24 protein-coding genes are annotated in these 23,764 nt (G+C 68.3%); 17 read left to right on the plus strand and 7 right to left on the minus strand.

The window, feature by feature from the left end; all coding sequences use genetic code 11:
* Positions 1-83: 83 nt before the first annotated feature.
* Positions 84-530 (minus strand): ferritin-like domain-containing protein, encoded by a 447-nt coding sequence (locus A5782_RS01085; RefSeq protein WP_067093872.1) that lies wholly within the window; start codon positions 528-530, stop codon positions 84-86.
* Positions 527-1,057 (minus strand): hypothetical protein, encoded by a 531-nt coding sequence (locus A5782_RS01090; RefSeq protein ID WP_067093874.1) that lies wholly within the window; start codon positions 1,055-1,057, stop codon positions 527-529. The genes A5782_RS01085 and A5782_RS01090 overlap by 4 nt, the downstream gene beginning before the upstream one ends.
* A 227-nt stretch (positions 1,058-1,284) precedes the next feature.
* Between A5782_RS01090 and rimP the strand changes: the two genes are divergently transcribed.
* From rimP to A5782_RS01120, 6 genes are all read left to right on the plus strand, one after another.
* The gene (rimP, locus tag A5782_RS01095; RefSeq protein ID WP_067093877.1) at positions 1,285-1,818 is read left to right on the plus strand and encodes a ribosome maturation factor RimP; all 534 of its coding nucleotides are present in this window, start codon (positions 1,285-1,287) and stop codon (positions 1,816-1,818) included.
* Between the two features lie 49 nt (positions 1,819-1,867).
* On the plus strand, positions 1,868-2,923 hold the full coding sequence (gene nusA, locus A5782_RS01100; RefSeq protein WP_067093880.1) for a transcription termination factor NusA: 1,056 nt from the start codon (positions 1,868-1,870) through the stop codon (positions 2,921-2,923).
* A gap of 155 nt (positions 2,924-3,078) precedes the next feature.
* Entirely contained in the window at positions 3,079-3,354 is a 276-nt protein-coding gene (locus tag A5782_RS01105) for a YlxR family protein (RefSeq protein WP_067093883.1), read from the plus strand.
* A 75-nt stretch (positions 3,355-3,429) separates the two neighbouring features.
* A complete protein-coding gene (infB, locus tag A5782_RS01110; RefSeq protein WP_067093885.1) occupies positions 3,430-6,207 on the plus strand; it encodes a translation initiation factor IF-2 in 2,778 nt (925 codons plus the stop codon).
* Positions 6,207-6,695, plus strand: a complete 489-nt coding sequence (rbfA, locus tag A5782_RS01115) for a 30S ribosome-binding factor RbfA (RefSeq protein WP_067093888.1) — start codon at positions 6,207-6,209, stop codon at positions 6,693-6,695. Before infB ends, rbfA begins: the two co-directional genes overlap by 1 nt.
* Complete coding sequence (locus A5782_RS01120) at positions 6,670-7,677, plus strand: bifunctional oligoribonuclease/PAP phosphatase NrnA (RefSeq protein WP_156623750.1); 1,008 nt, start codon at positions 6,670-6,672, stop codon at positions 7,675-7,677. The genes rbfA and A5782_RS01120 overlap by 26 nt, the downstream gene beginning before the upstream one ends.
* A gap of 108 nt (positions 7,678-7,785) precedes the next feature.
* Here A5782_RS01120 and A5782_RS01125 read toward each other — a convergent pair whose 3' ends face one another.
* Both A5782_RS01125 and A5782_RS01130 read right to left on the minus strand, forming a co-directional pair.
* The gene (locus A5782_RS01125) at positions 7,786-8,367 is read right to left on the minus strand and encodes a hypothetical protein (RefSeq protein ID WP_067093933.1); all 582 of its coding nucleotides are present in this window, start codon (positions 8,365-8,367) and stop codon (positions 7,786-7,788) included.
* A 57-nt stretch (positions 8,368-8,424) separates the two neighbouring features.
* Positions 8,425-9,174: an enoyl-CoA hydratase gene (locus A5782_RS01130; protein ID WP_067093894.1), complete on the minus strand. Its 750-nt coding sequence runs from the start codon at positions 9,172-9,174 to the stop codon at positions 8,425-8,427.
* A gap of 101 nt (positions 9,175-9,275) precedes the next feature.
* Between A5782_RS01130 and A5782_RS01135 the strand changes: the two genes are divergently transcribed.
* Both A5782_RS01135 and A5782_RS01140 read left to right on the plus strand, forming a co-directional pair.
* On the plus strand, positions 9,276-9,542 hold the full coding sequence (locus A5782_RS01135) for a DUF2277 domain-containing protein (protein ID WP_067093898.1): 267 nt from the start codon (positions 9,276-9,278) through the stop codon (positions 9,540-9,542).
* Positions 9,539-10,111 carry a DUF1802 family protein gene (locus A5782_RS01140; RefSeq protein ID WP_067093901.1) on the plus strand — a complete coding sequence of 191 codons (573 nt, stop codon included), beginning with the start codon at positions 9,539-9,541 and terminating at the stop codon, positions 10,109-10,111. The genes A5782_RS01135 and A5782_RS01140 overlap by 4 nt, the downstream gene beginning before the upstream one ends.
* Here the strand turns inward: A5782_RS01140 and A5782_RS01145 are convergent.
* Together A5782_RS01145 and A5782_RS01150 are read right to left on the minus strand one after the other, a co-directional pair.
* Complete coding sequence (locus tag A5782_RS01145) at positions 10,070-11,794, minus strand: CocE/NonD family hydrolase (RefSeq protein ID WP_067093903.1); 1,725 nt, start codon at positions 11,792-11,794, stop codon at positions 10,070-10,072. The two genes, A5782_RS01140 and A5782_RS01145, sit on opposite strands and share 42 nt — an antisense overlap.
* A gap of 51 nt (positions 11,795-11,845) precedes the next feature.
* On the minus strand, positions 11,846-12,433 hold the full coding sequence (locus A5782_RS01150) for a DUF3558 domain-containing protein (protein ID WP_067093906.1): 588 nt from the start codon (positions 12,431-12,433) through the stop codon (positions 11,846-11,848).
* 159 nt (positions 12,434-12,592) lie between these two features.
* Between A5782_RS01150 and A5782_RS01155 the strand changes: the two genes are divergently transcribed.
* From A5782_RS01155 to A5782_RS01175, 5 genes are all read left to right on the plus strand, one after another.
* Positions 12,593-13,570 carry a metallophosphoesterase gene (locus A5782_RS01155; RefSeq protein WP_067093910.1) on the plus strand — a complete coding sequence of 326 codons (978 nt, stop codon included), beginning with the start codon at positions 12,593-12,595 and terminating at the stop codon, positions 13,568-13,570.
* Positions 13,567-14,247 carry a 4'-phosphopantetheinyl transferase gene (locus A5782_RS01160; protein WP_067093913.1) on the plus strand — a complete coding sequence of 227 codons (681 nt, stop codon included), beginning with the start codon at positions 13,567-13,569 and terminating at the stop codon, positions 14,245-14,247. The genes A5782_RS01155 and A5782_RS01160 overlap by 4 nt, the downstream gene beginning before the upstream one ends.
* On the plus strand, positions 14,244-15,137 hold the full coding sequence (truB, locus tag A5782_RS01165; RefSeq protein WP_067093916.1) for a tRNA pseudouridine(55) synthase TruB: 894 nt from the start codon (positions 14,244-14,246) through the stop codon (positions 15,135-15,137). The genes A5782_RS01160 and truB overlap by 4 nt, the downstream gene beginning before the upstream one ends.
* A 73-nt stretch (positions 15,138-15,210) precedes the next feature.
* Entirely contained in the window at positions 15,211-16,413 is a 1,203-nt protein-coding gene (locus A5782_RS01170; protein WP_067093919.1) for a lipid-transfer protein, read from the plus strand.
* 7 nt (positions 16,414-16,420) lie between these two features.
* Positions 16,421-17,680 carry an acyl-CoA dehydrogenase family protein gene (locus A5782_RS01175; RefSeq protein ID WP_067093922.1) on the plus strand — a complete coding sequence of 420 codons (1,260 nt, stop codon included), beginning with the start codon at positions 16,421-16,423 and terminating at the stop codon, positions 17,678-17,680.
* Positions 17,681-17,845: 165 nt separating this feature from the next.
* Here A5782_RS01175 and mntR read toward each other — a convergent pair whose 3' ends face one another.
* Positions 17,846-18,538: a manganese-binding transcriptional regulator MntR gene (gene mntR, locus A5782_RS01180; RefSeq protein WP_067093925.1), complete on the minus strand. Its 693-nt coding sequence runs from the start codon at positions 18,536-18,538 to the stop codon at positions 17,846-17,848.
* A gap of 112 nt (positions 18,539-18,650) precedes the next feature.
* Between mntR and A5782_RS01185 the strand changes: the two genes are divergently transcribed.
* From A5782_RS01185 to A5782_RS01200, 4 genes are all read left to right on the plus strand, one after another.
* Positions 18,651-19,622, plus strand: a complete 972-nt coding sequence (locus tag A5782_RS01185) for a bifunctional riboflavin kinase/FAD synthetase (protein WP_067093928.1) — start codon at positions 18,651-18,653, stop codon at positions 19,620-19,622.
* A gap of 211 nt (positions 19,623-19,833) precedes the next feature.
* On the plus strand, positions 19,834-20,103 hold the full coding sequence (gene rpsO, locus A5782_RS01190) for a 30S ribosomal protein S15 (RefSeq protein WP_064879510.1): 270 nt from the start codon (positions 19,834-19,836) through the stop codon (positions 20,101-20,103).
* Between the two features lie 398 nt (positions 20,104-20,501).
* Positions 20,502-22,778, plus strand: a complete 2,277-nt coding sequence (locus A5782_RS01195; protein WP_082942730.1) for a polyribonucleotide nucleotidyltransferase — start codon at positions 20,502-20,504, stop codon at positions 22,776-22,778.
* The coding region (locus A5782_RS01200) for a pitrilysin family protein (RefSeq protein ID WP_067093935.1) at positions 22,756-23,764 on the plus strand (1,009 nt) is incomplete at its 3' end. The genes A5782_RS01195 and A5782_RS01200, both read left to right, overlap by 23 nt.

Here is a 23,764-nt window from a genome sequence, read left to right on the forward strand (position 1 = left end):
CGACGCCACTCTGCAATCGGAGGCCATCCCCCAATCAGCAGACTGTCACCAACCTCTTAGCCCGGTACAGCTAGCCGGTACGTCTAGTCGTTGCCGCCGGGGAAGCTCGTCGTGATGGGCCAGGCGCCCAGCACCCGGCTCCACCGGGCGCCCATGACCGCGCTCTGAACCAGGGCCGTCGAGGCGAACGCGCGGTCTGCGCCGGTCTCCGCGTGCTCGGCAACGACGCGCCAGGCCCCCGCGCAGTCGTTCTCCATCCGTGCGGCCAGCCGCGCGGCATCGGCCGGACCGCCGACCACCATCGGGAGCTGGTAGCCGGCCGCGGCGATCGGAGCGGTCACCTTACGAGCGTTCAACATCGCGATGACGTCGTCGCGGCGCTGGCGGTGCTGCGTGAGGGCCTCCACCACCATGTCGTTCACGCTGGGCGGTGACAGCGCGGACACGATGCCGTAGCCGTAGATCGTCGAGTGCTCGATGGCCAGCGCGTCGCACAGCGCCGCGTTGTCGGCGTCCTTACCGGAGGTCATATCGACGGCCCCCCGGGCACCAGCGCAACCACGTACGACGCGGTGCAGGATGCAGCGATCGAGGCGAGCAACCCGGCCCGGTAGCCCGATTCGGTGCCCACCAGGCGGCTGGCGCTGTCGGCCGAGGCGCGCAGCGCGTTGATCACGTCGGACACCGGCGGCGGAGGCGGTGGCGGCCCGGCGGGCTGGGCCTGGCCCGGGCTGGGCGCTTCGCTCGGTGAGGATGTGGCGAGCTTGCCGGTCGCGCGCGAGATCTCCGCGGACAGCGCCCGAGCGTGCGCCGCGCGTTGACTCGCCACCACCGTGAGTGCGGCGGCGACCTGAGGCGGGTTCCCGACGGCCGCGGCGGCCGCACCCGCCAGCGCGCTGTCGTGCCGGGCCTGATCCAACGGCCCCAGCAGTTGCTCGACCGGCGGGGGTTTGGGTGCGGACTTGCCACAGGCGGACACCACCGCCCCCAGGGCAGTCAAAGCCACGCCGCCGGCGAGGACATCTCGCCTGTTGACGAACGGAACTGCGCTAGGCACAAGGACATCCTGCCATCGGCGTGAAGGCGGGCAAGATGCCAGGACGCGATCACGCCGTCAACTGCGATTCCTGGCGTATCGTGGATAGCTGGTTCTCACAGAGGGCAGCCACTGACGGCAACGTCAGCACGGATGCTCCTCCGCCGGGACACCGGAAGTCGCCTGCGAAGCCATCGGGGCGCCGACATCCGCCAGATGACCGGACAACTCAAGATGAGGAGCTCGCCGTGACCACCGGGCTACCGTCGCAGACGCAGGTGATCGAGCTACTCGCTGCAGAGTTTGCGCGCGTCGGATTCGAGATCGAGGACGTGGTCATCGACGCCCGGACCCACCCACCGCGAATCATGGTGATCGCCGACGGCGACGACGGACTCGACCTGGACACGGCAGCCACGCTGTCCCGCTCGGCGTCGGCATTGCTCGACGGCCTCGACACGATCGAGGACCAGTACGTGCTCGAGGTCTCCTCGCCGGGCGTGGATCGCCCGCTGACCAGCGCGAAGCACTTCCGTCGGGCCCGTGGCCGCAAGGTCGACGTCGTCCTGACGGACGGATCGACGCTGACCGGCCGTGTCGGTGAGACCAGCGACGAGTCGGTCGCGCTGGTGGTCCGCGCCGGCCGCGACTGGACGGTACGCGAGATCCCACTCGGCGACATTGTCAAAGCTGTTGTCCAGGTGGAGTTTTCGCCCCCTAACCAAGCGGAGCTGGAACTGGCGAGTATGGGCCAGGCCCGGCGGACGGAGACCGGAGCATGAACCGCGCCGGCGACGATGCAGAGCGTAGCGATGAGGAGGAGCGGCGCTGATGAACATCGACATGGCCGCACTGCATGCCATCGAGGTCGATCGGGGCATCTCGGTCAACGAGCTGCTCGAAACGATCAAGTCGGCGCTGCTCACCGCCTACCGGCACACCGAAGGTCACCAGAACGACGCGCGGATCGAGATCGACCGCAAGACGGGTGTCGTCAAGGTGATGGCCCGGGAGACCGACGAAGACGACAACGTCATCAGCGAATGGGACGACACCCCCGAGGGTTTCGGCCGCATCGCCGCCACCACCGCCCGCCAAGTCATGCTGCAGCGCTTCCGGGACGCCGAAAACGAGCGAACCTACGGGGAGTTCTCCACCCGCGAAGGGGAGATCGTCGCTGGCGTCATCCAGCGTGACAGCCGGGCCAACGCGCGTGGCCTGGTCGTGGTCCGAATGGGCACCGAGACGAAAGCTTCCGAGGGTGTGATCCCGGCGGCCGAGCAGGTGCCCGGGGAAAGCTACGAGCACGGCAACCGGGTGCGGTGCTACGTGATCGGGGTGACCCGCGGAGCCCGCGAGCCGCTGATCACGTTGTCCCGGACCCACCCCAACCTGGTCCGCAAGTTGTTCTCCCTGGAAGTCCCCGAGATTGCCGACGAGTCGGTCGAGATCGTGGCCGTGGCCCGGGAGGCCGGCCATCGTTCCAAAATCGCGGTGAAGTCCAACTTGCCCGGCCTGAACGCCAAAGGCGCCTGCATCGGCCCGATGGGGCAGCGGGTCCGCAACGTGATGAGCGAGCTCTCCGGCGAGAAAATCGACATCATCGACTACGACGAGGACCCCGCCCGCTTCGTCGCCAACGCGTTGTCGCCCGCGAAGGTGGTGTCGGTGTCGATCATCGACCAGGCCGCCCGCGCCGCCCGCGTGGTGGTGCCCGATTTCCAGTTGTCGCTGGCCATCGGCAAGGAAGGCCAGAATGCGCGCCTGGCCGCCCGGCTCACCGGGTGGCGCATCGACATCCGCGGGGACTCACCGGCCGGTTCCGGCGGGCATTCGGAGAGCCAGTCCGAACACGGCGCCACCCACGGAATGGCCCACGACCGCTAGCGGCCAGCCGGGTCGCGCCGACGCATCGTCGGGCGGTTCTGACCATCGTTTCGGTGACGCTAGACTGAGCCGTGATCCAGCGTGAGCCTTCGGCCTCGGCGCACCGTCATGCGGGTGGACCCGTACGGACGTGTGTCGGATGCCGAAAGCGAGAGTTGGCCGTCGAGCTGCTTCGAGTGGTGGCTGTGCCGAACGGGAACGGCGAATTCGCCGTGATCGTCGACACAGGCAATAGCCTGCCGGGGCGGGGTGCATGGCTGCATCCCGAGCCGCAGTGCGCGCAACAGGCAATCCGGCGGCGGGCTTTCACCAAAGCGCTGCGCATCACCGGTTCACCGGACACATCCGGGGTGGTCGAGCACGTAGAGTCCCACAGTGCGCCCGATCGCCCGGCAACAGGACAGGTAGCAAAGAACATGAGCACACCGTGAAGTCCCGATGACAATGCGTCATAGCTAAACCCGAGGCGCGGCCCTACGACTGTCGCCTCATAGACAGGAGATGTAGTGGCAGGTAAGGCCCGCGTACACGAGTTGGCTAAGGAACTCGGTGTTACCAGTAAAGAAGTTCTCGCCCGGCTGAACGATCAGGGCGAATTCGTTAAATCCGCATCGTCGACGGTAGAAGCGCCGGTGGCTCGCCGGCTGCGCGAGTCCTTCGGTGGCGGCAAGACCGCCGCGAAAGCCGCGGCCAAGGCTCCCGCCGCCAAGGCCCCCGACAAATCGCTCGACAAGGCCCTCGACACCGCCATCGGCACCGCGGGCGGCAACGGCGAAGCGACGGCGACGCCCGCCAAGCCCGGTGAATCGGCGACCGCGGCCGCCGCACAGGCCTCCGCCGCCGCGCCCGCCGAGGCCCCGGCCCGTCCGGGTCCCGCCCCCGCACGGCCATCCGCGCCGTCTCCGGGGCAGCCGAAACCGCCCGCGCCCGGGCAGCCGCCCGGCCAGGCGCCGCACCCGGGAATGACGCCGGGCCCGCGTCCGGGCCCGATGCCCAAGCCCCGCGCCCCGCGCGTCGGCAACAACCCGTTCTCGTCGGCGCAGCCCGTCGACCGGCCCATCCCGCGTCCGCAGGCACCCCGTCCCGGGGCGCCCCGGCCGGGCGCACCGCGGCCCGGTGGCGCTTCGCCGGGCAACATGCCGCCCCGACCCGGCGGTGCCGGTGGACCGGGCCGCCCGGCCCGGCCCGGCGCCCCGCGCCCCGGCGGTGGCCGTCCCGGTGGTCCCGGCGGCCGTGATGGCGGAGGCGGCAACTACCGCGGCGGTGGTGGCGGCGGAGTCGGCGCCCCACCCGGAGGTGGCGGCGGCGGTTTCCGTGGCCGTCCCGGTGGCGGTGGCGGCGGTGGCCGTCCCGGACAGCGCGGCGGTGCCGCCGGCGCATTCGGTCGTCCCGGCGGTGCGCCGCGACGAGGCCGCAAGTCCAAGCGGGCGAAACGCGCCGAATACGAGAACATGCAGGCGCCCGTCGTCGGTGGTGTGCGGTTGCCGCACGGCAACGGCGAGACGATCCGGCTGGCCCGCGGTGCCTCGCTGAGCGACTTCGCCGACAAGATCAACGCCAACCCGGCCTCGCTGGTGCAGGCGCTGTTCAACCTCGGCGAGATGGTCACGGCCACCCAGTCGGTCGGCGACGAGACGCTCGAGCTGCTGGGCAGCGAGATGAATTACGTCGTGCAGGTCGTCAGCCCGGAGGACGAGGACCGCGAGCTGCTGGAATCCTTCGACCTCACCTATGGCGAGGACGAGGGCGGCGAGGAAGACCTGCAGACCCGTCCGCCGGTGGTGACCGTGATGGGTCACGTCGACCACGGTAAGACGCGACTGCTGGACACCATCCGCAATGCCAGCGTCCGCGAGGCCGAGGCCGGCGGCATCACCCAGCACATCGGTGCCTACCAGGTGGCCGTCGAGCACGACGGTGTCGAACGGCCGATCACCTTCATCGACACCCCGGGTCACGAGGCGTTCACCGCCATGCGTGCCCGCGGTGCGAAGGCCACCGACATCGCCATCCTGGTGGTGGCCGCCGACGACGGCGTCATGCCGCAGACGGTGGAGGCGATCAACCACGCCCAGGCGGCCGATGTGCCGATTGTGGTCGCGGTCAACAAGATTGACGTGGAGGGTGCCGACCCGGCCAAGATCCGCGGGCAGCTCACCGAATACGGTCTGGTTGCAGAGGATTTCGGCGGCGAAACGATGTTCGTCGACATCTCCGCCAAGCAGGGCACCAACATCGACCAGCTGCTCGAGGCGGTGCTGCTGACCGCCGACGCGGCCCTGGACCTGCGGGCCAACCCCGACATGGAGGCCCAGGGTGTGGCGATCGAGGCGCACCTGGACCGCGGTCGCGGGCCGGTCGCCACCGTCCTGGTGCAGCGCGGCACGCTGCGCGTGGGCGACTCGGTGGTGGCCGGCGACGCGTACGGCCGCGTTCGCCGGATGGTCGACGAGCACGGCGACGACGTCGAGGAGGCGCTGCCGTCGCGACCGGTGCAGGTCATCGGGTTCACCTCGGTGCCCGGCGCCGGCGACAACCTGTTGGTCGTCGACGAGGACCGCATCGCCCGCCAGATCGCCGACAAGCGCAGCGCGCGCAAGCGCAACGCCCTGGCGGCGCGTTCGCGCAAGCGGATCAGCCTGGAGGACCTGGACTCGGCGCTGAAGGAAACCAGCCAGCTGAACCTGATCCTCAAGGGCGACAACGCGGGTACGGTCGAGGCGCTGGAGGAGGCCCTGATGGGCATCCAGATCGACGACGAGGTGGAGCTGCGCGTCATCGACCGCGGTGTCGGTGGCATCACCGAAACCAACGTCAACCTGGCGTCGGCCTCCGATGCGGTGATCATCGGCTTCAACGTGCGCGCCGAGGGCAAGGCCACCGAGCTGGCCAACCGCGAAGGCGTGGAGATCCGCTACTACTCGGTGATCTACCAGGCGATCGACGAGATCGAGAAGGCCCTGCGTGGCATGCTCAAGCCGATCTACGAGGAGAGCCAGCTGGGTCGCGCCGAGATCCGGGCGATCTTCCGCTCCTCCAAGGTCGGAATCATCGCCGGCTGCATGATCAGCAGCGGCATCGTGCGCCGCAACGCCAAGGCGCGGTTGCTGCGGGACAACATCGTGGTCACCGAGAATCTCACGATCCACTCGCTGCGCCGGGAGAAGGATGATGTCACCGAGGTCCGCGAGGGCTTCGAATGCGGTATGACGCTGGGCTATTCCGACATCAAGGAAGGCGACGTCATCGAGTCCTACGAGTTGGTCGAGAAGGAACGCACCTAATGGCCGACCCCGCCCGGGCGCGCCGGCTGGCCAAGCGGATCAACACCATCGTCGCCTCGGCGATCGAGTTCGAGATCAAGGACCCCGGGCTGGAAGGGGTCACCATCGTCGACGCGAAGGTGACCGCCGACCTGCACGACGCGACGGTGTTCTACACGGTGATGGGACGCACGCTGGACGACGAGCCGGACTACGCCGCGGCCGCGGCCGCCCTGGAACGGGCCAAGGGCGCGCTGCGCACCATGGTCGGTGCCGGCACCGGGGTGCGTTTCACACCGACCCTCACGTTCACCCGCGACACCACGTTGGACAACGTGCAGCGGATGGAGGAGTTGCTGGCGCGTGCTCGCGCCGCGGACGCTGATCTGGCGCGGGTTCGTTCGGGCGCCAAGCCGGCTGGGGAGGCCGATCCATACCGGGATAGCGGATCGGGCGTGGAGCCCGGCTTCGACGGGAGCATCGGTGACGACGACCAACACGAATACTGAGCTGGGCGGCCCCAGGGTGGGGGCACGCGTCGACGCCGCGGGTGCGGTCGAGTTGTTGTCGGACGCGGACACCGTCGCGGTGATCGCGCACGTGCATCCCGACGCCGACACCATCGGCGCCGGGCTGGCGCTGGCGCTGGTGCTGGACAAGTGCGGCAAGCGGGTCGAGGTCAGTTTCGCCGAGCCGGCTGGACTGCCCGAGTCGCTGGCGTCGCTGCCCGGCTGCCGGCTGCTGGTCGGTCCGGATGTGATGCATCGCGACGTGGATTTAGTTGTCACCGTTGATGTTCCGAGCGCCAAGCGGCTGGGCGCGCTGAGCGATTTGGCCATTGCGGCCGACGAGGTGCTGGTCATCGACCACCACGCTTCCAATGACGAGTTCGGCACCGCCAATTTCGTTGACGTGTCGGCTGATTCGACCACAATGATGATCGCCGACATTCTCGACGCCTGGGACAAGCCCATCGATTCCGAAGTCGCGCATTGCATCTACGCAGGCCTGACCACCGACACCGGGTCGTTCCGGTGGGCCAGCGCGCGCGCTCTGCGGCTGGCGGCCCGGCTGGTCGATGGCGGAGTGGACAACGCCGCGATCAGCCGAACCCTGATGGACACCCATCCGTTCGGATGGCTGCCGCTGCTGTCACGGGTGCTGGCCTCGGCCCGGTTGCTGCCCGACGCCGCGGGCGGCCGGGGGCTGGTGTATGCCGTTGTCGGCAACCAGGATTGGGTCAGTTCACGCCCGGAGGAAGTCGAAAGCATCGTCGACATCGTGCGGACGACGCAGCAGGCCGAGGTGGCCGCGGTGTTCAAGGAGATCGCGCCGCAGCAGTGGTCGGTGTCCATGCGGGCCAAGGCCGCGGTGGACCTGGCGGCGGTCGCGTCCGGGTTCGGCGGCGGTGGGCACCGACTGGCGGCCGGCTATTCGACCACCGGCTCGATCGATGACGCGGTGGCGTCGCTGCGCACCGCTCTCGGTTAGTGGCGATCGCCAGCGCGGCGGAGCCGGGCGCAGCGGGTCGCCACCATCTCGGTTAGTGGCGATCGCCAGTGCGGCGGAGCCGGGCGCAGCGGGTCGCCACCATCTCGGTTAGAACGCCCAGCTTCCCGAGCGCTGCACGACGAATCCGTGGTCGCCACTGGTGGTGTCCAGGCAGGCGACGAGGTCGTCGGCTCCCACCGCGCAGGTGACGTTCAGGTAGGTCAACTTCTGGCCCGACCCCAGCGATTTGCCGCCGCCCGGCAGCGGGGGCGGGTTGCCGTCGCATCCGCCGTAGGACATGCGGCTCAACTGATAGCCGGGCCCCTTGAAGTCCACCGAGCCCACCACGCAGTCACCGGGTCGGGGACGGCCGCCGGGGAAGGGGACGTCGTCCATCCCGAGCATGTCGCCCTTGCATTTGATGTCCTGCGACGGTTGCGGCACCGGCGGCGGCCCGCCGTAGAAGTCACAGACCAGGGCGGAGCCGGCGGAGAAACGGACCCGCGGCGAGCTTCCCGGCGCGCCGATGCCGAGGTAGCCGTCGGCCGGCACGGCGGTGAACGTGTCGAGATTGGGGAAACCCGGCGGCGGCAGCGCGCCGGCGTGCGGAGCGGACACCGCGATCGCGGACGCGGCGGCCAGGGCCAGGCCGCCAAGCATCCGCACGGTGACACCGACGACCGCATGCATCAGTTGATCGTATGGGGTGGGCGGATCGGCGGGGACGGACCGGCGCAAATAGCGAAGTCAGCGCACCTGCGAGCGCCCGCGTTGCAGCACGGCCTCCCGGTTGGCGGCGATGTCGTCGCCGCTGGTCCGGAACTGACGGGCCGCCGTCGCCTCCTGCCACAGCCCGGCGCTGGTCTGCGAGTCGTCGATGCGATGGTAGGACGCCAGCAGCGCTCGCACCGCGTCCTGGTTGTTCCCGACGATCGACGCGGCCACCGCCCGGGCGGCGCCCAGCAGCTGGTCGTGCGGCACCACCTCGGTCACCAGCCCTGCGCGCAGCGCGTCGGCGGCCGACAGGTAATCCCCGGTCATGCTCATCCGTCGGGCCAGCCCGATGCCCACCTTCTGCGGCAACCGCACACTCAGGCCCCAGGTGGGCAGCAGTCCCACCCGGGCGTGTGTGTCTGCGAAGCGGGCGTTCTCCGAGGCGATCAGGATGTCGCAGTACAGCGCCAGCTCGAGCCCGCCGGTCACCGCGGCGCCGTTGATCGCGCCGATCACCGGCTTGGTCAGCGCCGGCCAGCGCGGCGAGATGTCCGGAAGCGCCGAGGAACCACCGAGCTCCTTGAGATCAAGTCCCGCACAGAACACCGGGTCGGCACCTGTGACGATGATGACGTCGACGTCGTCGTCGGTTTCGGCGTCGGCCAGCGCCCCGAAGAAGCGGTCCCGCAATGCCGAGGACAGCGCGTTGCGTGACTGGGGCCGGTGCAGCGTCAGGGTGCGCACTCGCTGGTCGGTGTCGATCAGCAGGATCTCGTCGGTCATGACATCACCGTAGCCAGTCGACCCGCACGACCGGTCGCCGCCGTGCCGTCGGCCGATCCGCCGGGAAGCGACGCCGCCCAGCAGCGCTTATCGTGGGAAAGATGTGCCGGAATATCACCGAACTGCGCGATCTGCAGCCGGCGGCCACCGCCGAGGAAATCGCGGCGGCGGCCCGCCAGTATGTGCGCAAAGTCAGCGGAATCACCCACCCCTCGGCGGCCAATGTCGACGCGTTTGAGGCGGCGGTTGCCGACGTCACCGAGACGACGACGCGGTTGCTGGAGCAGCTGCCGCCGCGGCGCCAGCCGCCCAGGACTGTCCCGCCGTTGCGTCGGCCCGAGGTGATCGCGCGGATAGGCGCGAAATGACCGGTACCACAACGATGCCCGCGCTCAAGGAGTGGAGCGCCGCGGTGCACGCCCTGCTGGACGGTCGCCAGCGGGTGCTGCTGCGCAAGGGCGGCATCGGGGAGAAGCGATTCGAACTGGCCGCCCGCGAATTCCTGTTGTTCCCGACGGTCGCGCACAGCCACGCCGAACGGGTTCGCGCCGAGCATCAAGACCTGCTGGGGCCCGCGGCCGCCGACAGCACCGACGAGGAACTGGTGATCAGGGCCGCCGCGAAAGTCGTTGCGGCGGTGCCGGTTGAGCGTCCGGACGGCCTATCGGCCATCGAGGACTTGCACATCTGGACCGCCGAGTCGGTGCGCGCCGACCGGCTCGACTTTCGTCCCAAGCACAAACTGGCGGTGCTGGTGGTGTCGGTGATCCCGCTGGCCGAGCCGGTGCGCCTGCTGCGGACCGCGGAGTACGGCGGCTGCAAGAGCTGGGTGGAGCTTCCGGTGCGGGCTCCGTTGGCGGCGCCGGTGCACGACGCCGTTTTTGCTAACGCGGCGCTAGCCGCCGTCGCTGCCCGGGTCCGCGACGCCGTTGGCTGACAGCTCGGCCGGGCCGACCGGCAACAGCACCCGGGACCGTCCGTAGCGCACGGTGTGGGTGACCGGCGTCAGCTGCCGCCCGGTCAGCACCGGTTCGCCGGAGCCGAGGTTGTGCGCGTAGCGCGGAGACCAACTGCCCGCGATCAGCACCCGGATGCGTGAGCCGGCGCGGAAGCGGTGGGCCATACTGTCGAGATCGAGGCGAACGACCTTGTCCGACTTCGGTTTTGCCGCTGTCCGCAACCGGCGGTACGCCTCGCTGACATTGCGTGACCGGCCCCTGGCGTCGACCTCGCTCACCCGCACGAACAGGTCGACGTGCGGATTGTCGGCGCCATGGGCGAGTTCGATGACAGGGCTGCCGTAGACATACACATCCTCGGTGAGGGTCGCGCTGGTGAAGGCCAGCACGTCGGCACGCGTTGCGAGCCGGCTGTCGTCGCGGTAACCGCCGTTGGGAGACAGCAACGGGCCACCGGTGGTCGGTGTCGGATTGGCGGGATCGTACCGAAATGTGGCCGGCGCCAACCCCTTCAGGGTGGGCGCGGTCTCACCAAGATAGCCACCGGGCCGTAGGTACAGCGGGCGTTCGGTGGTGGCGGGCGGCCAGTCGGGCAGGGTGCGCCAGCCCCCGCCCCCGCCGGTTACGTAGATCCGGACCCGGCTGGGCCGACGCGACGCGGCGGCATCGCCCAGATGGGTGCCCAGCCAGTCCAGTGCCTCCCGGACGCAGGTGGAAAACCCGGTGGTGAGCAGATGGGTGTGCGTCCAGGGCCCGACGGTGAGCGCGACGTCGACACCGCGGCCGCGCAGATGCGCGTACTGCTGCAACGTCTGCCTGATGAAGATGTCCTGCCAGCCGCCGACCAACAGCACCGGCACCTGCACCCGGTCCAGCGCCTCGTTGCATCGCAACGCATTCCAGAACGGATCGTCGGATTCGCTGTGTTCGACCCAGGATTCGAACCATGGTGCACCCGTGCCGAGCAGCCCCCGCGCGGCCTCGCCCAGCGGCACCGCGGCGGCCGCCCGGGCCACTTTGCGGCGGGTCTGCAGCTGGCGCAGTGCGGCGCGGACGCGCACCGGGTCCTCCTGGTGGGCCACCATGTCGCTCCAGCCCAAAAAGTCGTTGACCGCGAATGCGCCGGTGCCCCATGTTGATTCGTTGAAATCGTGCGGACCCACCATGATGACGGCGGTGGCCAGTTCCGGTGGGGGGTCCTGCAACAGGGCCCACTGGGTGAATCCCAGGTACGACATTCCGATGGTGGCGAAGCGGCCGGTGAACCAGGGCTGCTCGCGCAGCCAGGCGACGGTGTCGGCACCGTCGGCGACCTCGGTGGCCATCGGCTCGAAGACCCCGCCCGATCCGAACGTCCCGCGCACGCTTTGCAGCACGACGTGGTAGCCGCGCGCCGCGTACAACGCGCCGAATATCAGCGTGAACGGAAATCCGCGTCCGTAGGGGCCGCGGATCAGCAAGGTGCCGACGGGCGACGCGGTGGTCGGTGCGTAGTGGTCGGCCACCAGCTGCACCCCGTCGCGCATCGGCACGCGGACGCGCTGCACGGTGTAGTCGGTGGTCGCCGTCGGCAGGCCGAGCAACCGGGCCACGGCCTTGCCGCCCAGGTGTCGCAAGGTGTGCAGCGCCGGCTGTGCGGGTCGGATCAAGGTCGTACTCACGGTCCTCACATTAAGACCTGGTCAGCCGGCGGCACTCAACCCGGGGAGAAATCAGAACTTGTAATAGGGCGCGAGGTCGTTGGCGCGCTGCTCGTTCGTCTGCATGCAATCTACCTCGGGATTGGAATAGACGGTCGAGTAGTACAGCGCCTGCTGCAGCACCCCGTAGCTGGTCTTGAACACGACCATGCAGGAGTAGAACCAGTAGCTGTTGTGGTAGGTCGGTTTGAGCACCCAGTACTGCGCGGCGCGGTGACCGGCGATCGTCGTCTCGACGGCGTCGGCGGGCAGCGATTGCTCGTAGGTGCGCCAGATGATCGGCTCGACGGCCACCTGATAGTTCCCGGCGTCGAAGTGGCAGCGCAGCCCGTCTTCGTGTTCGGGCGGTGTGAAGCCCAGCCCGAGCCGCTGGATGACATCGAACGGAATGTCTTCGCACGCGTCGAACGGGCGCGGATCGGTGGTCGCCACGATCGGACTCTTCATGGTGGTTTCCATCGGCTGGGCGGTCGAGCGCAGCTCGACGGACCGATCGCCGCCACCCGGCGCGGCCGGGTCGGTCACCAAGCCCACCGTGCCCCCGATGGCCGCTGTGAGCAGCGCACCCAGCGCTCCCATCAGACGAACATTGGCGAACACGACACCCCCTGACGCCTGAGCGGTTCTTTGGGGGGAGTGTACAAGTCCCGCGCGCGACGTCACAGGCAAACCTGACTTGTTCTAACCCACCCGCTCGCCGGTGCGAAATGACGCCCGCGAAAGGGGCTTGCCCGGTTCGGGTCGTTAGGGTGGGTATTCGTGGCTGGGCATACATCGGGGCAGGATTCGACCAACGGTGGGCAACCGACACTGTGGGCGGTGTCCGACCTGCACACCGGTCACCTGGGTAACAAGCCCGTCACCGAGTCGCTGCATCCCTCGTCACCGGATGACTGGCTGATCGTCGCCGGTGATGTCGCCGAACGCACCGACGAGATTCGGTGGGCCCTTGACCTACTGCGACGGCGCTTCGCCAAGGTGATCTGGGTGCCGGGCAACCACGAGCTGTGGACTACCACACGCGACCCCGTGCAGATCTTCGGCAAGGCGCGCTACGAGTACCTGGTCAACATGTGCGACGAGATGGGTGTGGTCACCCCGGAGCATCCGTTCCCGGTCTGGACCGAGCGCGGTGGTCCGGCCACCATCGTGCCGATGTTCCTGCTCTACGACTACAGCTTCTTGCCCGAGGGGGCCACGAGCAAAGCCGAAGGCCTGACCATCGCACGCGAGCGCAACGTGGTGGCCACCGACGAGTTCCTGCTCTCCTCGGAGCCGTACCCCACCCGCGAGGCGTGGTGCCGCGAGCGCCTGGAGATCACCCGTGCCCGTCTCGAAGAGCTGGACTGGATGACACCGACCGTTCTGGTGAATCACTTCCCGTTGGTCCGTGACCCCTGCGACGCGCTGTTCTACCCGGAGTTCTCGCTCTGGTGCGGAACCACCAAGACCGCAGATTGGCACACCCGGTACAACGCCGTCTGTTCGGTCTACGGTCACCTCCACATCCCGCGAACCACCTGGTATGACGATGTGCGCTTCGAGGAAGTGTCGGTGGGCTATCCGCGGGAGTGGCGCCGCCGCAAGCCGCCCAGCTGGTTGCGCCAAGTGTTGCCGGATCCCCAGTACGCGCCGGGCGACCTCAACGACTTCGGTGGCCATTTCCAGATCACTCCCGAGATGCGCCAACAGGCCACGCAGTTCCGGGAACGGTTGCGGCAGCGGCAATCTCGATGACGGGGGACACGCTGGTCTCCTCGGTGCTGCCGGTCGTGGACGGCCTGGCCTACTCCGAGGTGTATTCCGATCCGCCCGATCTCGCGCCGCTGCCCGAGGAGGAGCCGCTGATCGCCAAGTCGGTGGCCAAGCGGCGCCACGAGTTCATCACCGTCCGGCACTGCGCCCGGGTCGCGCTGGGCGAGCTGGGCGTGGCGCCGGTGCCGATCCTCAAGGGCGAGAAGGGAGAACCCTGCTGGCCCGACGGCGTGGTGGGCAGCCTTACCCACTGCACGGGCTATCGGGGTGCGGTGGTGGGGCGCACCGACGCGGTGCGCTCGGTGGGCATCGACGCCGAGCCGCACGACGTGCTGCCCGACGGCGTGCTGAACGCGATCAGCCTGCCGGCCGAACGCACCGAGATCCCGGCGAACCTGTCGGGCGATCTGCATTGGGATCGAATCTTGTTCTGCGCCAAGGAGGCAACGTACAAGGCCTGGTTCCCGCTGACCAAACGGTGGCTGGGCTTCGAGGACGCCCACATCGTGTTCGAGGCCGACGGCCCCGGGTGGTCGACGGGCGGGTTCGTCTCGCGGATCCTCATCGATCCGCAGGCGCTGTCGGGTCCGCCGCTGACCGAACTGCGGGGCCGCTGGTCGGTCGAGCGCGGGCTGGTGCTGACCGCCATCGTCCTATGACCGAAAGCCCTACCGGGCCCGGAATAGTCGTCGTCGACAAGCCGCCCGGGATGACCAGTCACGACGTGGTCGGGCGCTGCCGCCGGATCTTTTCCACCCGCCGGGTGGGGCATGCGGGGACGCTGGACCCGATGGCCACCGGCGTGCTGGTCATCGGCGTCGAGCGCGCCACCAAGATCCTCGGCCTGTTGACCGCGACCGCCAAGTCGTACACCGCCACCATCCGGCTGGGTCAGGGCACCTCCACCGACGACGCCGAGGGCGAACTGGTGCACAGCGTCTCGGCGCGGCACCTGACCAACGAGGCGATCGAATCTGCGGTGGCTGGCCTGCGCGGCGACATCGAACAGGTGCCGTCGACGGTCAGCGCCATCAAGGTGGACGGCAAGCGCGCCTACCGGCTGGCCCGCGAGGGCCAGGCCGTCGAGCTCAAGGCCCGCCCGGTGCGCATCGACCGGTTCGAGGTGTACGACATCCGGCCCGGGGCCGACGTCGTCGACCTGGATGTCGAGGTCGACTGCTCGTCGGGAACCTACATCCGTGCCCTGGCCCGCGACCTCGGCGCCGCCCTGGGCGTTGGCGGGCACCTGACGGCGTTGCGGCGCACCCGCGTCGGGCGCTTCGGGCTCGACCACGCGTACCCACTCGACGAACTGGCCGAGCGGCCGCGGCTCAGTTACAGCCTGGACGAAACCTGCCTGCTGATCTTCCCGCGCCGAAACCTGTCCGCCGAGGAGGCCGAGGCGGCCGGCAACGGCCGGTCGCTGGCGCCGGCCGGGCTCGACGGCGTCTACGCCGCGTGCGATCCCGACGGCGGGGTGATGGCGCTGCTGCGCGACGAGGGTTCGCGCACCAAGTCGGTGGTGGTGATCCGCCCGGCGACGCTCTAACAGCCCCGGCCGAACGGTTGGTTGGGCTAGGTTGCACACTGAGGTATCTAGGCAGCCCACGGAAGGTGCTGAAATGTCCACCAAAACGTCCAACAAGGTCTACGTCGTCGGCGTGGGCATGACGAAATTCGAGAAGCCGGGCCGCCGTGAGGGTTGGGATTACCCCGACATGGCCAGGGAATCGGGTACCAACGCGCTGGCGGACGCCGGGATCGACTACCGCGAGGTGCAGCAGGGCTACGTCGGCTATGTGGCCGGTGATTCGACGTCCGGTCAGCGCGCGCTCTACGAGCTGGGCATGACCGGCATCCCGGTCGTCAACGTCAACAACAACTGCTCCACCGGCTCGACGGCGCTTTTCCTGGCGGCGCAAGCCATCCGCGGCGGCATCGTCGACTGCGCGATCGCGCTCGGTTTCGAGAAGATGCAGCCCGGTTCGCTGGGTGGGGGTGCCCAGGACCGCGAATCGCCGATGGCCAAGCACGTCAAGGCGATGGCCGACATCGATGAGTTCGCGATGCCCGTCGCGCCATGGATGTTCGGCGCGGCCGGACGCGAGCACATGTTGCAATATGGCAGCACCGCAGAGCATTTCGCCAAGATCGGCTTCAAGAACCACAAGCATTCGGTCAACAACCCGTTCGCCCAGTTCCAGGAGTCCTACACGCTCGACGACATCCTGGCGGCGCGGATGATCTCCGACCCCCTGACCAAGCTGCAGTGTTCGCCCACCTCGGACGGCTCGGGTGCGGCCATTCTGGCCTCGGAGAGCTTCGTCGACAGCCACGGGCTGGCCGGCCAGGCGGTGGAGATCGTCGGGCAGGCAATGACCACCGATTTCGCGTCGACATTCGACGGAAGCGCGAAAAACCTCATCGGCTACGACATGAATGTCCAAGCCGCACAACAGGTCTACGACCAGTCCGGGCTCGGACCGCAAGACTTCCAGGTGATCGAGTTGCACGACTGCTTCTCGGCCAACGAGCTGTTGCTCTACGAGGCCCTCGGTCTGTGCGGTCCGGGTGAGGCACCCAAGCTGATCGACAACAACGACACCACCTACGGCGGTCGCTGGGTGGTCAACCCCTCCGGCGGCCTGATCTCCAAGGGGCACCCGCTGGGCGCGACCGGGCTGGCGCAGTGCGCGGAACTGACCTGGCAGCTGCGCGGGACGGCCGACAAGCGTCAGGTCGACCACGTCAGCGCCGCACTGCAACACAACATCGGATTGGGTGGCGCCGCCGTCGTCACCGCCTACCAGCGCGCCGAGCGTTAAGGGCGCCATGATCGAGTGGTCCGACACCGACCTGATGGTCCGGGACGCCGTCCGGCAGTTCGTTGACAAAGAGATCCGCCCGCATGTGGACGAATTGGAAACCGGCGAGATGTCGCCGTATCCGATCGCGCGCAAGCTGTTCAGCCAGTTCGGCCTTGACGCCATGGCCGCCGAGTCGGTCAAGAAGATGCTGGACCGCGAGCGGGCCAAGCTCGACGGCAACCCCGCTGCCGAGAAGGCTGACGAAAAGCCGGATGACTCAGGCGGTTTCGGTGGCGGCGCGCAGGGCTCGATGATCGCCGTGCTGGTGTCCGAAATCGCCCGGGTCAGCATCGGGTTGCTCAGCACCGCGTCGGTGAGCCTGGGCCTGGGCGCGGCGACCATCATGAGCCGCGGGACGCTGGCGCAGAAAGAACGCTGGCTGCCCGAGCTGATGACGCTGGAAAAGATTGCGGCATGGGCGATCACGGAGCCGGACTCGGGCTCGGATGCGTTCGGCGGCATGAAGACCTACGTCAAACGCGACGGTCAGGATTACCTCCTCAACGGTCAGAAGACCTTCATCACCAACGGGCCCTGCGCCGACGTCCTGGTCGTGTACGCGAAACTCGACGAGGGTGACGCTTCCGCCGACAAGCGCAACCGGCCGGTGCTGGTCTTCGTGCTCGACGCGGGGATGCCGGGCCTCACGCAGGGCAAGCCGTTCAAGAAGATGGGCATGATGTCCTCCCCGACCGGCGAGCTGTTCTTCGACAACGTGCGGCTGAGCCCGGACCGGCTGCTCGGCGAGAGCGAGCAGCACACCGACGGCGACGGCCGCGACAGCGCCCGCGCCAACTTCGCCGCCGAGCGGATCGGGATCGCGATGATGGCGTTGGGCATCATCGACGAATGTCACCGGCTGTGCGTGGATTACGCGAAGAGCCGAACGTTGTGGGGCAAGAACATTGGGCAATTCCAGCTGATCCAGCTCAAGCTGGCCAAGATGGAGATTGCCCGAATGAACGTGCAGAACATGGTCTTTCACACCATCGAGCGCCAGCAGGCCGGCAAGCCCCTGACGCTGGCCGAGGCGTCGGCGATCAAGCTGTACTCGTCGGAGGCGGCCACCGACGTGGCCATGGAGGCCGTGCAGCTGTTCGGCGGCAACGGCTATATGGCCGAATACCGGGTGGAGCAGCTGGCCCGCGACGCCAAGTCACTGATGATCTACGCGGGCAGCAACGAGGTTCAGGTCACCCACATCGCCAAGGGGCTGCTGAGCTAACCCTGATGGCGGCGACCCGCCGCGCGCCCGGCTTCGCCGCGCTTGCGATCGCCGCTAAGCCATATGGCGGCGACCCGCCGCGCCCGGCTTCGCCGCGCTTGCGATCGCCGCTAAGCCATATGGCGCGACCCGCCGCGCCCGGCTTCGCCGCGCTTGCGGTCGCCGCTAAGCCGTCACCCAGATTGCCCGGGCTGCCGGGCTGCCCAGGTCGACCGTCGTCTCGGCGCCGTCGCCGGAGTCGATCGCGACCGAGATCATGCCGGCGAATTCGCGCCGGGTCAGGACCCGCAGCCGGGAGTCGAGATTGATGCCGACGTCGGTGAAGTAACGCAGCATCTCGGGGTCGGCGTCGGAGATGCGCGCCACCGTCGCCGTATCCCCGTCGTCGCACGCCCATAGCTGACGGGCCGGCGGGGTGGGCACCTGACCGTCCGAGGCCGGGATCGGGTCGCCGTGCGGGTCGCGCTGCGGGAAACCCAGCTTGGCGTCGATGCGGGCCACCAGGCGATCCGACACCGCGTGCTCGAGCACCTCGGCCTCGTCGTGCACCTCGTCCCACGCGTAGCCGAGCTCGTTGACCAGGAAGGTCTCCAGCAGCCGGTGCCGGCGCACCATCTCCAGCGCCGCCCGGCGCCCCGCCTCGGTCAGCGTCACCGCACCGTATTTTTCGTGGTCGACGAGGCCCTGCTCGGCGAGTTTGCGGATTGACTCCGAGGCCGTGCTGGCCGACACCCCGATCTTCTCGGCCAGCATCTTGGTGCTGACCTTTTCCAGCGACCACTCCTGGGCGTTCCAGATGACCTTGAGATAGTCCTGGCCGACCGCGGTAATGCCGCCACGCTCTTCGTCAGCCCTCACAACGAGAAAGTTTAGGCAACCCGCGCCTGATCCGGCGTGTTCCCCGACACCATGGCGGGGCTCAACCCTCTGGATCTCCCGGCGGACCACTCGGCGCCGTAGGCTAGCGGTCGTGCAGCGGTGGCGCGGCCAAGACGAGATACCCACGGACTGGGGCAGGTGTGTGCTCACCATCGGTGTGTTCGATGGTGTGCATCGCGGCCACGCCGAGCTGATCGCGCATGCGGTGAAAGCGGCGCGGGCCCGCAACGTCCCGACAGTATTGATGACGTTCGACCCGCATCCGATGGAAGTGGTGTATCCCGGCAGCCATCCCGCGCAGTTGACCACGCTGACCCGCCGCGCCGAGCTGGTCGAAGAGCTGGGCATCGACGTCTTCCTGGTGATGCCGTTCACCAGCGATTTCATGAAACTCACGCCGGAGCGCTACGTGCACGAGTTGCTGGTGGAGAACCTGCACGTGGTCGAGGTCGTCGTGGGAGAGAACTTCACCTTCGGCAAGAAGGCGGCCGGCAACGTCGAGACGCTGCGGCGCGCCGGCGACCGCTTCGGATTCGCCGTGGAGTCGATGTCGCTGCTGTCCGAGCACCACAGCAACGAGACCGTGACGTTCTCGTCCACCTACATCCGTTCCTGCGTGGACGCGGGTGACGTGGTGGCCGCCACCGAGGCGCTTGGCCGCCCGCATCGCGTCGAGGGCGTGGTCGTCCGCGGCCACGGGCGCGGTGCCGAATTGGGGTTCCCCACGGCGAATGTGGCGCCGCCGATGTATTCGGCCATCCCGGCCGACGGCGTGTACGCCGCGTGGTTCACCGTGCTCGGTCATGGGCCGGTGACCGGCACCGCCGTCCCGGGTGAGCGTTATCAGGCGGCGGTGTCCGTGGGCACCAACCCGACCTTTTCCGGGCGCACCCGCACCGTCGAGGCGTTCGTCTTGGACACCGACGCCGACCTGTACGGGCAGCACGTGGCGCTGGATTTCGTCGCCCGTATCCGCGGTCAGCACAAGTTCGACTCGATCAAGGATCTGGTCGTCGCGATGGGCAAGGACACCGACAAGGCACGCCAGCTGCTCACCGACTAGTGGTGATCGCAAGCGCGGCGTAGCCGGGCGCAGCGGGTCGCCACCATCGACCTAGTGGTGATCGCAAGCGCGGTGTAGCCGCCCCGCAACGATTCGGGTCCGGTACCTTCTGGCTGCTAAACTGCCGGACGACATCGGCGCGTGCTGCGGTTCGCGGTGGCCGCGCCTTGAAAACCTTTACCCTTCGCGGACCGATTGATGGAGTGAGTTCGTGGCGCTGACAGCCGAGCAGAAAAAAGAAATCCTGGGCAACTACGGCCTGCATGGCACCGACACCGGTTCCCCCGAGGCGCAGGTCGCGCTGCTGACCAAGCGGATCGCCGACCTGACCGAGCACCTGAAAGTGCACAAGCACGACCACCACTCGCGTCGGGGGCTGCTGCTGCTGGTCGGACGCCGGCGCCGGCTGCTCAAGTACGTCGCCCAGATCGACGTCGCGCGATACCGCTCGCTGGTCGAGCGGCTGGGCCTGCGTCGCTGACGCAAGCCTGACCGGGGCGTTGGCGCCCCGCAAATTCCGAGCGATATGGCGGGCAGAGGTTGCCCGTGTAGAGTGAGGACGTTCTGGGCCGGTTCGGCCCGAACAAACGGTGCGGTCACGCAGATCCGCGTGTGCCGTTCCAGCGTGTCACTACGCACCTCCGAGGGAGCAGCCCAGTCTGCATCGGGCGGTCTTCGGTAGTGGCTGCCGGGCTCTCCGGATCTGGGGCAGGTCGGCCGCTTCGATCGATGGCCGTAGCCGCATTCAGACTGATTCTTCTCCGAAGCTCTCCAGGTGACTCGCAGGCCCGAACGGGTCGGTGAGTAATCCTGCGGGGCCTCTCCAGGTTGCGCATGACGACGCGAAACAGCCGAATAAGAGAGGCCGTACGGACGTCTATGTCTGTCGCTGAAATTGAAGAGGGCGTGTTCGAGGCGACCGCCACTATCGACAACGGGAGCTTTGGCACCCGCACCATCCGTTTCGAGACCGGCCGGCTGGCCCAGCAGGCTGCTGGCGCCGTGGTCGCGTACCTCGATGACGAGAACATGCTGTTGTCGGCGACCACCGCCAGCAAGAGCCCCAAGGAGCACTTCGACTTCTTCCCGCTGACCGTCGATGTCGAGGAGCGGATGTATGCCGCCGGTCGCATCCCCGGTTCGTTCTTCCGCCGGGAGGGCCGTCCCTCCACCGACGCGATCCTGACCTGCCGGCTCATCGACCGGCCGCTGCGCCCGTCGTTCGTCTCCGGGCTGCGCAACGAGATCCAGGTCGTGGTGACGATCCTGAGCCTGGATCCCAACGACCTGTACGACGTGCTGGCGATCAACGCAGCGTCGGCTTCCACCCAGCTGAGCGGCCTGCCGTTCTCCGGCCCGATCGGGGGCGTGCGGGTCGCGCTGATCGACGGCACCTGGGTCGCGTTCCCGACCGTGGAGCAGCTCGAGCGTGCCGTGTTCGACATGGTGGTGGCCGGCCGCAAGGTCGAGGGCTCCGATGGTCCTGATGTCGCCATCATGATGGTCGAGGCAGAAGCCACCGAAAAGGTCATCGACCTCGTCGAGGGCGGTGCCCAGGCCCCGACGGAAACCGTTGTGGCCGAAGGCCTGGAGGCCGCCAAGCCATTCATCGCCGCGCTGTGCAGTGCGCAGCAGGAACTGGCCGATGCGGCGGCCAAGCCTGTCGGTGAGTTCCCGACCTTCCCGGACTACCAGGAAGACGTGTACTACGCGGTCGCCTCGGTGGCCACCGACGAGCTGGCCAAGGCGCTGACCATCGGCGGCAAGGCCGAGCGCGACGCGCGCACCGACGAGCTGAAAGCGGAAGTGCTGGCGCGGCTCACTGGGGACTCTGCGACCTACGAAGGCCGCGAGAAAGAGGTCAGCGCCGCGTTCCGCTCGCTGACCAAGAAGCTGGTCCGTCAGCGCATCCTGACCGACCACTTCCGCATCGATGGCCGCGGCATCACCGACATCCGCGCCCTGTCGGCCGAGGTCGCCGTGATCCCGCGCGCGCACGGCAGCGCGCTGTTCCAGCGTGGCGAAACCCAGATCATGGGCGTCACCACGCTCGACATGGTCAAGATGGCCCAGCAGATCGACTCGCTGGGGCCGGAGAAGTCCAAGCGCTACATGCACCACTACAACTTCCCGCCTTACTCCACCGGCGAGACCGGCCGGGTCGGCTCGCCGAAGCGGCGCGAGATCGGGCACGGTGCGCTGGCCGAGCGGGCGCTGATGCCGGTGCTGCCGGGCGTCGAGGAGTTCCCGTACGCCATCCGTCAGGTATCGGAAGCGTTGAGCTCCAACGGCTCGACCTCGATGGGTTCGGTATGCGCGTCCACCCTGTCGCTGCTGAATGCCGGCGTGCCGCTCAAGGCACCGGTGGCCGGCATCGCGATGGGTCTGGTCTCCGACGATGTCGAGGTGGACGGAAAGTCGGAGCGTCGCTTCGTCACCCTGACCGACATCCTGGGCGCCGAGGACGCATTCGGCGACATGGACTTCAAGTGCGCCGGCACCAAGGACTTCGTCACCGCGCTGCAGCTGGACACCAAGCTCGACGGCATTCCGTCGCAGGTGCTGGCCGCCGCGCTGTCCCAGGCGAAAGATGCGCGCCTGACCATCTTGGAGGTCATGGCCGAGGCGATCGACGAACCCGACGAGATGAGCCCGTATGCACCGCGGGTCACCACCATCAAGGTTCCGGTGGACAAGATCGGTGAGGTCATCGGCCCCAAGGGCAAGGTGATCAACGCCATCACCGAGGAGACCGGCGCGCAGATCTCCATCGAGGACGACGGCACCGTGTTCGTCGGCGCTACCGACGGACCCTCGGCGCAGGCCGCGATCGACCGGATCAACGCCATCGCGAACCCGCAGCTGCCCACCGTCGGCGAGCGGTTCCTCGGAACCGTGGTCAAGACAACGGATTTCGGTGCGTTCGTGTCACTGCTGCCCGGTCGTGACGGCCTGGTGCACATCTCCAAGCTCGGTAAGGGCAGGCGGATCGCGAAGGTCGAAGACGTGGTCAACGTCGGCGACAAGCTGCGTGTCGAAATCGCCGATATCGACAAGCGCGGCAAGATCTCGCTGGTTCTGGTGGAGGAAGACAACTCGGCTCCTGCCGAGGCTCCGGTGGCCGCTCCTGCCGATGCCGCAACGGCGAGCAGCTGACTCATCGACCGGGACGCGTCCCGGTCGGGCCGGCGCTTTGCGCCGGGGCAAAGTCGCTGAGGCGGAATCGGCACCCCAGGCCGCGCTGCGGCGAACCACGCTTCCGGGCGGCTTGCGGGTGGTCACGGAGTACCTGCCGTCGGTGCGCTCCGCGTCCGTCGGGGTTTGGGTCGGGGTCGGCTCGCGCGACGAGGGTGCCACCGTGGCCGGCGCCGCGCACTTCCTCGAGCATCTGCTGTTCAAGTCGACCCCCAGCCGCACGGCGGTGGACATCGCGCAGGCGATGGACGCCGTCGGGGGAGAGCTGAACGCGTTCACCGCCAAGGAGCACACCTGCTACTACGCGCATGTGCTCGACAGCGATCTGGCGCTGGCCGTCGACCTGGTCGCCGACGTGGTGCTCAACGGCTGTTGTGCGGCTAACGACGTCGAGCTGGAGCGCGACGTGGTCCTCGAAGAGATCGCGATGCGCGACGACGACCCCGAGGACGCGCTGGGGGACATGTTCCTGAGCGCGCTCTTCGGTGACCACCCCGTAGGCCGTCCCGTCATCGGCACCGCGCAGTCGGTGGCGTCGATGACGCGGAACCAGTTGCACTCGTTCCATGTCCGGCGCTATACGCCGGAGCGGATGGTGGTGGCGGTGGCGGGCAATGTCGACCACGACGAGGTGATCGCGTTGGTGCGCGAGCACTTCGGGCCGCATCTGGTCCGCGGGCGCGAGCCCATCGCGCCGCGCAAGGGTGCGGGACGGCTCACCGGCCGCCCCGATCTGATGCTGGGCAACCGGGACGCCGAGCAGGCCCACGTGTCGCTGGGCGTCCGCACGCCCGGGCGCGGGTGGGAGCACCGCTGGGCGCTGTCGGTGCTGAACACCGCGCTGGGCGGCGGCCTGAGTTCCCGGTTGTTCCAGCAGGTTCGAGAGCTTCGCGGGCTGGCGTACTCGGTCTACTCGACGGTGGACGTCTTCGCAGACAGCGGCGCGC

Source organism: Mycobacterium sp. 852002-40037_SCH5390672, from assembly GCF_001665875.1.
Lineage (GTDB): Bacteria > Actinomycetota > Actinomycetes > Mycobacteriales > Mycobacteriaceae > Mycobacterium.

Excerpts from the sequence above, each read along its gene's own strand:
- A5782_RS01085 (WP_067093872.1), bottom strand. The coding sequence starts at position 530 with ATGACCTCCGGTAAGGACGCCGACAACGCGGCGCTGTGCGACGCGCTG.
- nusA (WP_067093880.1), top strand. The coding sequence starts at position 1,868 with ATGAACATCGACATGGCCGCACTGCATGCCATCGAGGTCGATCGGGGC.
- rbfA (WP_067093888.1), top strand. The coding sequence starts at position 6,207 with ATGGCCGACCCCGCCCGGGCGCGCCGGCTGGCCAAGCGGATCAACACC.
- A5782_RS01125 (WP_067093933.1), bottom strand. The coding sequence starts at position 8,367 with ATGCATGCGGTCGTCGGTGTCACCGTGCGGATGCTTGGCGGCCTGGCC.
- A5782_RS01130 (WP_067093894.1), bottom strand. The coding sequence starts at position 9,174 with ATGACCGACGAGATCCTGCTGATCGACACCGACCAGCGAGTGCGCACC.
- A5782_RS01135 (WP_067093898.1), top strand. The coding sequence starts at position 9,276 with ATGTGCCGGAATATCACCGAACTGCGCGATCTGCAGCCGGCGGCCACC.
- A5782_RS01140 (WP_067093901.1), top strand. The coding sequence starts at position 9,539 with ATGACCGGTACCACAACGATGCCCGCGCTCAAGGAGTGGAGCGCCGCG.
- A5782_RS01160 (WP_067093913.1), top strand. The coding sequence starts at position 13,567 with ATGACGGGGGACACGCTGGTCTCCTCGGTGCTGCCGGTCGTGGACGGC.
- truB (WP_067093916.1), top strand. The coding sequence starts at position 14,244 with ATGACCGAAAGCCCTACCGGGCCCGGAATAGTCGTCGTCGACAAGCCG.
- A5782_RS01170 (WP_067093919.1), top strand. The coding sequence starts at position 15,211 with ATGTCCACCAAAACGTCCAACAAGGTCTACGTCGTCGGCGTGGGCATG.
- A5782_RS01175 (WP_067093922.1), top strand. The coding sequence starts at position 16,421 with ATGATCGAGTGGTCCGACACCGACCTGATGGTCCGGGACGCCGTCCGG.
- A5782_RS01195 (WP_082942730.1), top strand. The coding sequence starts at position 20,502 with ATGTCTGTCGCTGAAATTGAAGAGGGCGTGTTCGAGGCGACCGCCACT.